At 42.6% G+C, this 12,627-nt stretch carries 9 protein-coding genes; 1 reads left to right on the top strand and 8 read right to left on the bottom strand.

Features of this window, described 5'->3' with window-relative positions:
• Window positions 1-76: 76 nt before the first annotated feature.
• Window positions 77-1,363: a homoserine dehydrogenase gene (locus SSAL8618_RS02545; RefSeq protein ID WP_002885943.1), complete on the bottom strand. Its 1,287-nt coding sequence runs from the start codon at window positions 1,361-1,363 to the stop codon at window positions 77-79.
• A gap of 173 nt (window positions 1,364-1,536) precedes the next feature.
• Between SSAL8618_RS02545 and SSAL8618_RS02540 the strand changes: the two genes are divergently transcribed.
• Window positions 1,537-2,415 (top strand): polysaccharide deacetylase family protein, encoded by an 879-nt coding sequence (locus SSAL8618_RS02540; RefSeq protein WP_038675457.1) that lies wholly within the window; start codon window positions 1,537-1,539, stop codon window positions 2,413-2,415.
• Between the two features lie 40 nt (window positions 2,416-2,455).
• Here the strand turns inward: SSAL8618_RS02540 and SSAL8618_RS02535 are convergent, their stop codons facing one another.
• The 7 genes from SSAL8618_RS02535 to ldcB form a co-directional block, all read right to left on the bottom strand.
• Window positions 2,456-3,586 (bottom strand): acetylornithine transaminase, encoded by a 1,131-nt coding sequence (locus tag SSAL8618_RS02535; RefSeq protein WP_038675454.1) that lies wholly within the window; start codon window positions 3,584-3,586, stop codon window positions 2,456-2,458.
• Between the two features lie 3 nt (window positions 3,587-3,589).
• Window positions 3,590-4,327: an acetylglutamate kinase gene (gene argB / locus SSAL8618_RS02530; RefSeq protein WP_038675452.1), complete on the bottom strand. Its 738-nt coding sequence runs from the start codon at window positions 4,325-4,327 to the stop codon at window positions 3,590-3,592.
• A 26-nt stretch (window positions 4,328-4,353) separates the two neighbouring features.
• Entirely contained in the window at window positions 4,354-5,547 is a 1,194-nt protein-coding gene (gene argJ, locus SSAL8618_RS02525) for a bifunctional glutamate N-acetyltransferase/amino-acid acetyltransferase ArgJ (RefSeq protein ID WP_038675450.1), read from the bottom strand.
• Window positions 5,548-5,575: 28 nt separating this feature from the next.
• Window positions 5,576-6,598, bottom strand: a complete 1,023-nt coding sequence (gene argC / locus SSAL8618_RS02520) for an N-acetyl-gamma-glutamyl-phosphate reductase (RefSeq protein WP_038675447.1) — start codon at window positions 6,596-6,598, stop codon at window positions 5,576-5,578.
• Window positions 6,599-6,725: 127 nt separating this feature from the next.
• A complete protein-coding gene (locus SSAL8618_RS02515) occupies window positions 6,726-7,907 on the bottom strand; it encodes a pyridoxal phosphate-dependent aminotransferase (RefSeq protein WP_038675446.1) in 1,182 nt (393 codons plus the stop codon).
• A 9-nt stretch (window positions 7,908-7,916) separates the two neighbouring features.
• Complete coding sequence (locus tag SSAL8618_RS02510) at window positions 7,917-8,699, bottom strand: carbon-nitrogen family hydrolase (protein ID WP_038675444.1); 783 nt, start codon at window positions 8,697-8,699, stop codon at window positions 7,917-7,919.
• A gap of 132 nt (window positions 8,700-8,831) precedes the next feature.
• Complete coding sequence (gene ldcB, locus SSAL8618_RS02505; protein ID WP_038675442.1) at window positions 8,832-12,593, bottom strand: LD-carboxypeptidase LdcB/DacB; 3,762 nt, start codon at window positions 12,591-12,593, stop codon at window positions 8,832-8,834.
• Window positions 12,594-12,627: the final 34 nt, after the last annotated feature.

Below are 12,627 nucleotides of genomic sequence, written 5' to 3'. Positions count from 1 at the left end.
CACCAAAAGGAGGAAAGTCATCAGCGACTTTTCTCCTTGAATACCTTTCTTATATGCACCAGTATGGGCTTATCAATTAGTTAGACAAAACTTTCAATGTGTTGACAACAGTGAAGTCTTCTGCTGCTTCAAGTTTTTCAGTAACAGCTTTGAGTTGTGTTTTAGACATAGCATGTGTAATCACAACGATACGAGCTGTTGTGCCATTTGCTTTTTGTTGCAAGACTTGTTCAAATGAAATATCTTCTGAGTTGAAGATTTCAGACAAGTGAAGGATTTTTCCTTTTTCGTCTGGCGTATCAAGGGCAAAGTAGTAGTTGCTCTTAACGTCCGCTGGATTAGCCAATGGCAAGTCGCGACGGAACTCGTTGAATGGTTTACCAACATTGCCATCTGAAAGACGACGAGCAATACGGATAATGTCTGCCAAAACAGATGTTGCTGTTGGTTTTTGACCAGCACCTGGACCGTAGTACATTGATTCACCAATACCGATAGATTCAACAAAGACTGCATTCATAACATCGTTGACACTAGCAAGTGGGTGATTTTTTGGCAAGAATGTTGGTGATACTTCTGCAGAGATACCTGATTCTACTTCACGCACATCACCAACCAATTTGATGACATAGCCCAATTCTTGAGCGACAGCTACATCATCAGTAGAGATGTTTGTAATCCCCTTGTGAGTCACATCGTCGAAATCAATTGTGGCACCAAAACCAAATTGGCTAAGGATAACAGCTTTATAAGCAGCATCAATACCTTCAACGTCGTTGGTTGGATCACTTTCAGCATAACCAAGTTCTTGGGCAGTCTTAAGAGCATCCTCATATGACCAACCTTCGTCAACCATCTTAGTCATCATAAAGTTAGATGTTCCGTTGAGCACACCAAGGATACGTGTCACCTTGTCAGATGTCAAAGAATTAGCCAAAGTACGCAAAATTGGAATACCACCGGCAACGGCAGCTTCATAGTAGAAAGCTACACCCTTATCTTGGGCAAGAGAAATCAACTCTTTACCGTGAGTAGCAATCAAGTCTTTGTTGGCAGAAACAACGTTTTTACCTGCTTCAAGTGCTTTTGTGATAAAGGTACGAGCTGGCTCGATACGACCCATCAATTCAACAACGATTTGAATCTCATCATCGTTAAGGATTTCGTCAACATTTGTGACAAAATTGTAGTCGTTGCCTGCAGCGATAAGACGATTTTTTTCCTCGTCATCTTTAACCAAAACTTTTGCAATTTCGAGTTGGTCACGTGAGGCTGCAAGAACCTTTTCACCATTTTCCTTCAAGAGGAAGGGAATACCGCTAGCTACTGTACCAAAGCCAAGCAATCCAATTTTAATAGACATTTACGATTTCTCCTTAAAAACATACATTTTTTTAATTGTAACATATTTCTATCGGAATTGACAGAATATTGTTGCCATTTAAGGAGCTAAGTATTCTTTTTTACTGAAAATTCTGTGCATTTCCACTCCATTTTTGTTAGAATAATAGCTAGACCTATTTGAAAGGGGATACAATGACTTCTCAAAAGAAAAATTCAACTAACGCTAACAGAAAGAAACTGAACCTTCTTCTGCTTTTCCTAAACCTAGTCCTTCTTGGCTTACTGGCAGTTTTTATGTTAAACCGACCAAACCAGTCGAAAAGCAACCAACAACAGTCTCAAACCAGTCAGTCTAAGACGACAGCTAAATGGAAAACCTATGACGAGCCTGTCCAAATCCCTATCCTGATGTATCATGCTGTACACGTCATGGATCCTTCTGAAGCTTCTAACGCCAACCTTATCGTTGACCCAGACCTCTTCGAGGCACAAATCAAGGCCTTGGCCAAGGCAGGCTACTATTTCCTAACGCCTGAAGAAGCCTATAAAGCCTTCACCGAAAATGCCTTGCCTGCTAAGAAGGTTGTTTGGCTGACCTTTGATGATGGTAACGAAGACTTCTATACGATTGCCTATCCGATTCTCAAAAAATATAAGGCTAAGGCAACCAACAATGTGATCACTGGCTTCGTTAAGAAAGGAAATGCTGGAAATCTTACCGTCAAGCAGATGAAAGAAATGATGGCGCACGGCATGAGCTTCCAGTCTCATACGGTTAACCACCCTGATTTATCAGCCACTGACAAGGCAACACAAAAGGTTGAATTAACGGATTCTATTGACTTCCTTGAAAACAAACTCAATACCAAGGTCAATACCATTGCCTACCCATCAGGTCGCTACAATCAAACGACACTGGACCTAGCTAAGAAAACATACAAGTTAGGACTGACAACTAACGAAGGGCTAGCTAGTGCCAAGGATGGTCTCCTCTCACTTAATCGTGTCCGTATTCTGCCAACAACAACAGCTAAAGGACTTCTCAGCGAGATTGCTACTGACAATGAGTAAAAGAAATCACTTGATTCAAGAATCAAGTGATTTTTATGTTCTAGTCAAATATTTCTGATAGGATAGCCACACCCTTTTCGATTTCAGTATCACTTAGGGTGATTGGTGGCAAAAGACGAATCACATTTGTCCCTGCAGTTAAGACAATCAACCCTTTATCTCTAGCTGCCTGAACCAATTCTCCCAAATCGCCAGTGGTCTCAATCCCAATCATATAGCCCAAACCACGTACAGTGGTAACTGTCTCTTTATCAGATAAAGCTGCCTGCAATTGTGCTTGTAGCTTGTTTCCATTTTCAAGAGCAGTATCCAGAAATCCTGGAGCCAACATAACTTCAAGCGTAGCCTTGGCAGCCGCCATGGCCAGTTTGTTTCCTCCAAAGGTAGAGCCATGACTTCCGTAAGAAAAAGCTGCCCCAAGGGAGGACTTGGCAAGCATGGCTCCAACTGGCACCCCATTGGCCAAACCTTTGGCCAGAGTAAAGATATCTGGTTCAATATCGTAGTGCTCATAAGCAAAGAGCTTACCAGTACGACCAATTCCTGTCTGAACCTCATCTACAATGAGGTAAATACCTGTCTCCTTACAAAAATCAGATAAATCCTTAATAAAGTCCTGATCCGCAGGTTGCACACCTGATTCCCCTTGAACCAACTCCAGCATAATAGCTGCAGTTCCTTCACTAGCTAGGGCCTTGACACTGTCTATGTCATTGAAAATAGCATAGCTAAAGTGGGGCACACCTTCACCAAAACCTTGTTTGATTTTATCCTGACCAGTGGCAGACATAGATTCAAACGTTCGACCATGGAAGGAATTTTGGAAGGTAATGATTTCTTGTTTACCTGAAGCCTTACGGGCGATTTTGATGGCTGCCTCATTGGCCTCTGCACCACTGTTACAGAAAAAGGCCAGATAGTCCTTGTCACCAATTAAAAGGTCAGCAACATCTTCTTGCAACTGATTGTGATAAAGATTAGGCTGGTGCAAAATCTTCCCCACCTGTTCTGTCAAAGCCTGATTGACATGGGGATGGTAACCCAGATTGGTTACCCCGATACCTGATGAAAAATCCAAGTAGGTCTTGCCATCTGTATCCGTCAAATAATTGCCCTGAGACGAAGCAAAATCAATCGCTGCCCGCTTATAATTTGAAAATAGTTTTGTCATTGTTTACTCCTTGATTATGGTACCGTCTGTCAGGTTATCACCAATAATGACCTGCTCGACACCAGCTTGAACTGTCTGAGCAGCACTTTGAATTTTAGGAATCATGCCTCCAGTTATCACACCTGAATCTATTTTTTTCTGAACGTCCACAAAGTTCAGCTGTTCCAAAACCTGACCATTCTCTAAAACTCCTTTGACATCTGTCATGAGGATAAGTTTTTTGGCACCTAGACTAATTGCCACAGCTCTAGCAAGGTAATCGGCATTGATATTGAGCAAATCCCCCTGCTCACTATAGCCTAGACTAGGAATCAAGGGAAGTTTGCCTTGAGATAGGAGGGTCACTAGGGTTTGATTAGTGATGTTTTTGACTTCACCCACAAAACCATAGGTCTCTTGATCTAAGAAATCAGCATGAACAAGGTCCGGAAGCTCATCTATGACCTGATAGGCTGGCAAACCTGCAGTTGTCAGCTCACCTGCTAAGTTTTTCCCAACTATGTCAACCAAAGCTTCTCTAATCAAGGCCATATCTGACTGACCAGTCACACGAAGACCATTGACCTTGTGAATTGGAATATGATTCTCCTCCATCAGCTGATTAATAGCAAAACCACCCCCATGGATGATGATTATTTTTTGACCAGCCTGCTGCCATTCTGACAGTCTGGTCAGTATCTCAGGAGTTAGCTGTTTACTGGCTACTCCACCAATCTTAATTACAATATATTCAGTAGTCATCAGTTAACTCCTTTTCCTTAGATAGTCTAAGTGTGATAGAGGGCATTAATCTTAACGTAATCGTAAGAAAGATCACAACCCCAAGCGGTTCCTTTTTCATGTCCAGCATGAAGATCTACCGTAATGGTCACTTCATCCTCATGCATGATGTCTTTCATTTCCTCATCATCAAAGGTCACAGGACTAGAGGCTAGCATGACTGCTAGACCGCCAAGCATAATATCAACATTGTCCACAGGAACGTCCACACCGGCATAACCAACAGCAGCTAGAATACGCCCCCAGTTAGGATCTTCACCAAAAATGGCTGTTTTGACCAGGCTTGAACCGACAACAGATTTTGCCATCATACGAGCATCAAGGGCATTAGGGGCATTAACCACATCAACTTGGATGAGTTTATTGGCACCTTCACCATCCTTGGCAATTTTCTTAGCCAGTTCTTGCATCACGAAATTAAGCATTTTTGAAAACTTATCAAATTCTGGTGTACCTGGCAGAATCTCTTCATTGAGCGTGCAACCATTTGACATGACAAGAACCATATCATTAGTTGATGTATCCCCATCAACTGTAATCTGATTAAAGGTCTTTTCCACATTTTGGCTCAAGGCTAATTGAAGGGTGTCACTAGAAATATTGGCATCACAAGTAATAAACCCAAGCATGGTTGCCATATTCGGGTGAATCATGCCTGAACCCTTAGCGACACCAGCCATAGTGACAACATCACGACCAAAAGTCTCCGTCACAGCAATAGTCTTAGTTGCTGTATCTGTCGTCAAAATCGCCTTAGCAAAATCATCAGCATTACCATTAACCACTAACTTGGAAAAACCGTTTTTCAGTGTATCCATTGGTAGCAACTCACCGATAATCCCTGTAGAAGCCACACCAACCAAATCTGGTTCAACACCTAACTTTTCAGCGGTCCACTCCTGCATGGTGTAAGCATCCTCCAATCCTTGAGTCCCTGTACAAGAATTGGCTACACCTGAGTTTACAACGATGGCCTTCATTTTCCCAGCCTTTTTTACCGAGGTCTTGGTCACAATCAAAGGAGCTGCGATAACCTTATTGGTCGTGTAAACCCCTGCCACACTGGCTGGTTTTTCAGAGACAATCCAACCAAAATCCATTTTTCTCTTTTTAAATCCTGCATGTAGCCCATCTGCTGAGAATCCTAACGGGCTGGCAATTGTTCCTTCAATGACTTTCATATTTTTTCTCCTAACTCTATGCTTACATCTACAAGTATGACGGTGTCAGAAGCAAACCTTCTGTCTCATCCCACCCCTGCATGAGGTTGAGATTTTGCACTGCATGTCCAGCAGCACCCTTGATCAAATTATCAATGACCGAAATAACAGTCAGAACATTGGTTTTCTCATTATAGGCAAAGCCAATATCTGTAAAATTCGATCCAATAACGTTGTGTAGTTCTGGCAAACTGTCTTGCACACGTACAAAGAGTTTATCACTATAAGCCTTTGTGAATGCTGAAGCTACATCAGCTACAGTCACGTTCTTCTTCAACTTACAATAAACCGTAGCCATGATTCCACGATTAACGGGTAAAAGCGACGTTGAAAACTGAATCTCAGGCATTTCCGGATTAAAGACCTGCAAGGTTTGAACAATCTCAGGAATATGCTGATGATGATTGAGTTTATAAGTCACGTAATTATCGTGAACATTGACAAAATGACTAGACTCACTCAAAGCCTTACCCGCACCAGTTAAACCAGACTTAGCATCCACAATGACACTCTCCGTCTCAATCAAACTAACTGCCACCAAAGGAATCAAGGCTAACTCTGTCGCTGTCGCATAGCATCCAGGATTGGCAATAAATTTCTTATCCTTCACATCTGCATATTCTGATAATGCATATGTAAATTTATTCAAAACACTGTGCTTAGCAGGTGATTTTTTATACCATTCTTGATAAACATCTGCTGGCAAGCGATGATCGCCAGACAAATCAATAATAGGAAAATCAGCCAGAACAAATTCCTCTGCTAGCGTACTAGCGACTCCTGAAGGTGTGGCAAAGAAAACCAGATCCGCCTTTTGCATAATCTTTTCCGCATTGTAAGCTTCAATTTCTAAGTCACAAACACCTGTCAGATAGGGATACACATCAGACAATCGTCGGCCCACTTCCTTGGTTGCGTGAATAGAAACAAGTTCCACTTTTTTATGATTATTCAAAATTTTAACTAACTCTAAACCACTATAACCAGTGATACCAACGATTGAAATTTTCATTTATGCACTCCTTTTGAATAAATATGTAACTAGTTTATTGTATTTTTATTCATTTGTCAAGAAAAATTGAAATTAACATGAAAAAAAACAAGCAGTCTTTTTCAACTACTTGGTTCATGATTGCTATCTAGTTATTAAATAAATGCAAGTTGGCGATACGATTGACCGCTTCTACCAGACGCTCTGGCTCTACCAAAAGCCCAATACGAACATAAGCGTCACCCGCAAGACCAAATCCTTTACCTGGTGCCACAGCAACATGGGCCTTCTCAAGCAAAAGATCCGCAAAACTCTCACTGGTATACCCCTCTGGCACAGGCATCCAAGCATAGAAAGAACCTCTGGATGGAAAGGCCTGCCAGCCAATCTTAGCAGCTGCCTGGACAAAAGCATCTCGACGGCTATCATAAGTCGCATTCAGTTGAGCAACAGCCTCCTCAGATTTAGGGTCTGAGAGGGCTGCAATCCCAGCCTCCTGCAAGGCAGGAAAGATTCCCACAAAAAGATGGTCTTGAATCAGATTTAAGGCTTCAATCATTTGCTCATTCCCAGCCGCAAAGGCCAGACGCCAACCAGCCATATTGAAGGTTTTCGAGAAAGTATAGAACTCAATGCCCACATCTTTAGCACCAGGCGTTGACAAGAAGCTAGGATTCTCATAGCCCTGATAACCCAAAGCTCCATAGGCTAAATCACTCACCACACCTACTTCGTAGGTCTTAGCCCAGGCAACTAACTTTTCATAAAAAGCCTTAGTCGCCACAGCCCCCGTCGGATTATTCGGATAATTGATATAGATAAACTTAGCACGGCGAGCTGTCTCCTCTGGAATGGCATCCAGATCTGGCAAGAAATCATTTTCAGCCGTCAAAGGAAAGGTTTCATAGGTCACACGGCCTAAACTCACTCCTGACAAGTAATCTGGATAACCTGGGTCAGGCAAGAGCAAGAGGTCGCCAGGATTCATCAAAGCTAGAGGCAATTCCACTAGTCCAATTTTAGCTCCACCCATGACACAAATCTCACGCTCTGCATCCAAATCGACCCCATAATGTTTCCTGTAAAAACTAGCAGCTGCTTCCTTAAAAGGACGATTGCCTCGAAACTGTGAATACTTATGGCTAGCAGGATTTTTCGCTGAAAGACACAGCGCCTCAACAATATGGTCATAGGTCGGTTGGTCGGGATTGCCTTGACCGAGATTGATAACATCTGCTCCTTCCGCCACCTTGGCATTAACCTTAGCAACCAAACCTGCAAAAAACTGTTCTGGCAATGCCTTCAATAAGTCCGATTCTTCAAATAACATAAACGCTCCTTAATGATACAAGTCCGTGCGACGATCCTCAAAAACAGGAATCTGACCTCGAACCTTATCTACCTCTTCAAGATTAATATCGGCCGTAAAAATGCCCTCCTCATGCTCCTTGGATTCTAAGACCACATTTCCAAGTGGATCGATAACCATAGAATGCCCTGAAAAGACATCGTCTGGTCCTGTTCCGACACGATTAACAGCAACTACAAAAGCTTGATTTTCAACCGCACGCGCCTTTAACAAAATCTCCCATTGCTGCACACGAGGTTCTGGCCACTGCGCTACCACAAAAAGTACCTTGGCCCCTTGTGCCATCTGTGTTCGCACCCATTCAGGAAAACGAATATCATAACAAATGACACTAGCAGCTGTCACAGCATCAAGCTCAAATACAGACTCCGAAGACCCAGCAGACATGTACTGGTCCTCTGCCATGAGGCCAAAGAGATGGACCTTGCTGTAGGTATTGATTAGGTCCCCAGACTTATTGTAGACGTAGGTCGTGTTGTAGAATTTGCCGTCCTTCTCAATAGCAACGGACCCTCCGATAATAGCCACAGCATGTTTCCTAGCAAAATGAGACAAGAGTTCTTGAGAGTCCAAACCTTCCTTGTCTGCAAGCCCATTCAGTTCATCTAAAGCATAGCCTGTATTCCACATTTCAGGAAGCACAATAACATCGGGATTGTCATCAAGCGTCCTTTCCAACATCTCTTTCACGTGCTTTTTATTTTCCACAGGCTGTCCGTGAGCAACATCCATCTGTACCAATGCGATTTTCATAGTAACCTCGATTCTATATTAACCATTATAGCACTCCAAAAGACGTCACAAAAATTGAAAAATTCAATCTCATGATAAAGAAAGGCTATCAAAAAAGGCTGGACACATTGTCCAACCTGATTCATTCCTTCATTAAGCAATATCAACGTAACGACGAGCACCGCTCACTGTCATGTATGAGAGCCATGTGTGACCATCGGCTGTCAAAACTTTGTCATAATTAACACTCATACCCTTGTCATAGTAGGCTAACTCTGGACTTGAAACCTTAGCTTCTGCCTTGATTGACGCACGTCCTGTGAAGGTATAACGCCCTGATTCTGGGAGACTTGGTTTTGCGGCTGGTTGACTTGCTTCTGGCTTAGCTGCTGCAATATCAACGTAACGACGAGCACCACTTGTTGTCACATATGAAAGCCATTGACGGCCATCGGCTGTGAGAACCTTATCATAGTTAACAGTCATGCCCTTGTCATAGTAAGCCAATTCTGGGCTTGAAACCTTGGCTTCTGCCTTGATTGACGCACGACCTGTGAAGGTATAAGTTCCTGATTCTGGCAGACTTGGTTTATCCGCTGGTTTCGCAACTGGTTTTGTTTCTGGTTTAGCTTCTGACTTGGCTGCTGCAATATCAACGTAACGACGAGCACCACTTGCTGTTACATATGAGAGCCATTGACGACCATCGGCTGTGAGAACCTTATCATAGTTAACAGTCATACCTTTGTCATAGTAGGCCAACTCTGGACTTGAAACCTTAGCTTCTGCCTTAATTGAGGCACGACCTGTAAAGGTATAAGTTCCTGATTCAGGGAGATTTGGTTTATCCGCTGGCTTAGCAACTGGTTTAACTTCTGGTTTAGTTTCTGTCGCTTTAACTGTTGCAATATCAACGTAACGACGCGCACCACTTGTTGTCACATATGAAAGCCATTGATGACCATCGGCTGTCAAAACCTTATCGTAGTTTACACTCATGCCCTTGTCATAGTAGGCCAACTCTGGGCTTGAAACCTTGGCTTCCGCCTTGATTGACGCACGACCTGTGAAAGTATAAGTTCCTGTCGCTGGAAGGTTGACAGCACCTGTAGTGGCTGGTTTGCTTTCAGCAGGTTTGCTGCTAGCAGAATAATCTCCACCTTCGATACCGAAGTATTCTTCCAAACTCAAACCTGAATCGTGGATGTCTTTAGCTTCTTTACCCACATAGCGGATGTGCCATGCTTCTGGCATGTAGCCAGTTGAAGCTTCTTTACCTGCTTGGAAACGCACGATAAAGCCATAGTTATGTGCATTGTCTTTAAGCCATTGACTAGCACGTGAATCTTCAAGCAAATTACCAGATTTATCGGTCAAATCAAAGACTAATCCAGTTTGGTGTTCGCTATATCCAGGACGAGCTGAGTAACGGTCCGCAGCTGCCTGACCATCACGGCTAACATAGTTGTCGTAAAGAGTCTTTTGATAGTCATAAGAACGGAAACCACTGTATGAACGTCCAACATTCAAACCTTGGTTAATCATATCGTCACGAAGACGAACAAAGGCTGCCTTAGCTGTAGGATTTTCACCTGGGTTATAGTCCTTAGAAAGACCATGTTTCTTATTGACAATGATAATATCATCGTATTTACCACGAACACTGTAGTAAGAACCGTTATTGGTCAATTTCCCTGTAACTTGAGTTTCAGTAGATTGAGGGACTGTAGCTTTAGTTTCTGTGATATAGGTTCTCTTACCATTCAACATATAGTAAAGATGCACAGAATAAGTACCAGCGTCACCCTTATGACTGGCTGTGTCTACATGAACCTTGTAGCTTCCATCTGATTGTTTATCAGCATGATACCATGTAAGATCGTCTTGGCCATTCTTATCTGACCAGATTGGAACACGCACTTCTTTAACTTCCTTGTCGCCACCTGAAACATTAGTTACGACTACACCAAAGCCATTAGACGTTTGGTTGCTGATGGTCAATTTTCCTGTTACATGGGATTCCGTAGCTTGAGGCACTGTAGCTTTAGTTTCTGTGATATAGGTTCTCTTACCATTCAACATATAGTATAGATGGACAGAATAAGTACCCGCATCGCCCTTATGACTAGCTGTGTCTACATGAACCTTGTAGCTTCCATCTGATTGTTTGTCGGCATGGTACCATGTAAGGTCATCTTGACCATTCTTATCTGACCAGATTGGGACACGGACTTCTTTAACTTCTTTGCCACCACCTGAAACATTAGTAACGACTACATCAAAGCCATTAGAGGTTTGATTGCTGATGGTCAATTTCCCTGTCACTTGAGATTCAGTGGCTTGAGGCACTGTAGCTTTAGTTTCTGTGATATAGGTTCTCTTACCATCTAACATATAGTAAAGATGCACAGAATAAGTACCAGCATCGCCCTTATGACTAGCTGTGTCTACATGAACCTTGTAGCTTCCATCTGACTGTTTATCGGCATGATACCAAGTAAGGTCATCTTGGCCATTCTTATCTGACCAAACTGGGACACGGACTTCTTTAACTTCTTTGCCACCACCTGAAACATTGGTTACGACAACATCGAACCCATTAGACGTTTGGTTGTTAATTGTAAGATTACCAAAAACACGGTTTTCTTGTGGCTTAGACTCAGTAGTTTTCAAAGTCGCAATATCCACATAACGACGTGTACCACTGTAACTAATGTAAGAAATCCATTGATGGTTATCCGCAGTCAATACCTTGTCATAGTTCACTTTGTAGCCTTTTTCCAAGGTATAAAGTGTTTCTGCAGAAGCCTTAGGTTCATTCTTAACGTTCAAGCTACGTGTCACATTATAAGTACCACTTTCTGGGAGCTTTTCAGCAACAGTAGTTTCTGGTTTTGCTTGATTAGTCTCTGTTGGTTTAACAGTTGGTGTTTCAGCTTTGGCAGGTGTCAAAGTTGCAATATCTGCATAGTAGCGAACATAGTCATAACCAAGATAAGAAATCCATTGGTGATTATCAGCTGTCAAAACTTTATCATAGATGACATGGTCACCCTTACCAAAAACAAAAGTAGGTTTGAGGTCTGCTTTTGGTTCTTTCTTAATATCTGTGTCACGTGTAAAGTAGTAAGTTCCTGTCGCTGGGATATCCAAAGCACCTGTTGTGGCTTGAGCGCCATTAGAAGGCTTGCCATCCCCATTACCACTATTACCGTTACCACTACCAGCTGCCACAGGTTTTACCGGCGCATAACGACGCACACCAGAGTATGATTTGTAGCTAATCCATTGGTAACCATCAGCTGTCACTATTTGATCGTAAAGGACGCTATCCCCTGGATTTACATAAAATTCAGCCTTGGCAGATACCTTAGGTTGATTCTTAACCTCTGTACGTTCCTTGTAAACATAAGTTCCTTGGCTTGGAAGGTCGCTTGCTGTAGTTGTAGCTGGTTGGCTTGCCAAACTAGTATTGACAGCTGCTCTCGTTAAGGCAGATACATCAAGGTTAGTGGCTTTTTCAGATGAAGCATTTGTACCACTTGTTGCTTCTGAGCTGGCAGCTGTTGATTCAGAAGTTTTATCAGCTGTTTGTGAGGCACTGACTTCACTTCTAGCCTCGCTAGTAGCAGTTTCACTAGCGGTTTGGCTAGTTGTTAAGACTTGGCTAGCTTTCTCGCTTGATGCTACCCCATCGGTCGCTACACCACTGAAGATATCAGCTGCTGTCACAGCATCACTATCTGAGGTAGCACGCAAAGTGGCATCTGAAGGTGTTGAAACCTCATGACGCTCATCAGCCAAAGCTTGACCTGCAAAGACCAAACTAGCTCCTAAAAGAACTGATGCTGCCCCAAATGAATATTTACGAATGGAAAAACGTTGTTGTTCGTGTAAAAATTTTGCTCGTTTCATATTATTATTTCTCTCTATCGAATTGATGTTACTG

The sequence above is a fragment of the Streptococcus salivarius genome, assembly GCF_000785515.1.
GTDB lineage: Bacteria > Bacillota > Bacilli > Lactobacillales > Streptococcaceae > Streptococcus > Streptococcus salivarius.
Note: the sequence above shows the minus strand (reverse complement) of the source record. Positions and strands in the feature narration are given on the sequence as shown.

Coding starts and splice junctions, on each gene's coding strand:
- SSAL8618_RS02545 (WP_002885943.1), bottom strand. CDS start 1,363: ATGTCTATTAAAATTGGATTGCTTGGCTTTGGTACAGTAGCTAGCGGT.
- SSAL8618_RS02540 (WP_038675457.1), top strand. CDS start 1,537: ATGACTTCTCAAAAGAAAAATTCAACTAACGCTAACAGAAAGAAACTG.
- SSAL8618_RS02535 (WP_038675454.1), bottom strand. CDS start 3,586: ATGACAAAACTATTTTCAAATTATAAGCGGGCAGCGATTGATTTTGCT.
- argB (WP_038675452.1), bottom strand. CDS start 4,327: ATGACTACTGAATATATTGTAATTAAGATTGGTGGAGTAGCCAGTAAA.
- argJ (WP_038675450.1), bottom strand. CDS start 5,547: ATGAAAGTCATTGAAGGAACAATTGCCAGCCCGTTAGGATTCTCAGCA.
- argC (WP_038675447.1), bottom strand. CDS start 6,598: ATGAAAATTTCAATCGTTGGTATCACTGGTTATAGTGGTTTAGAGTTA.
- SSAL8618_RS02515 (WP_038675446.1), bottom strand. CDS start 7,907: ATGTTATTTGAAGAATCGGACTTATTGAAGGCATTGCCAGAACAGTTT.
- SSAL8618_RS02510 (WP_038675444.1), bottom strand. CDS start 8,699: ATGAAAATCGCATTGGTACAGATGGATGTTGCTCACGGACAGCCTGTG.
- ldcB (WP_038675442.1), bottom strand. CDS start 12,593: ATGAAACGAGCAAAATTTTTACACGAACAACAACGTTTTTCCATTCGT.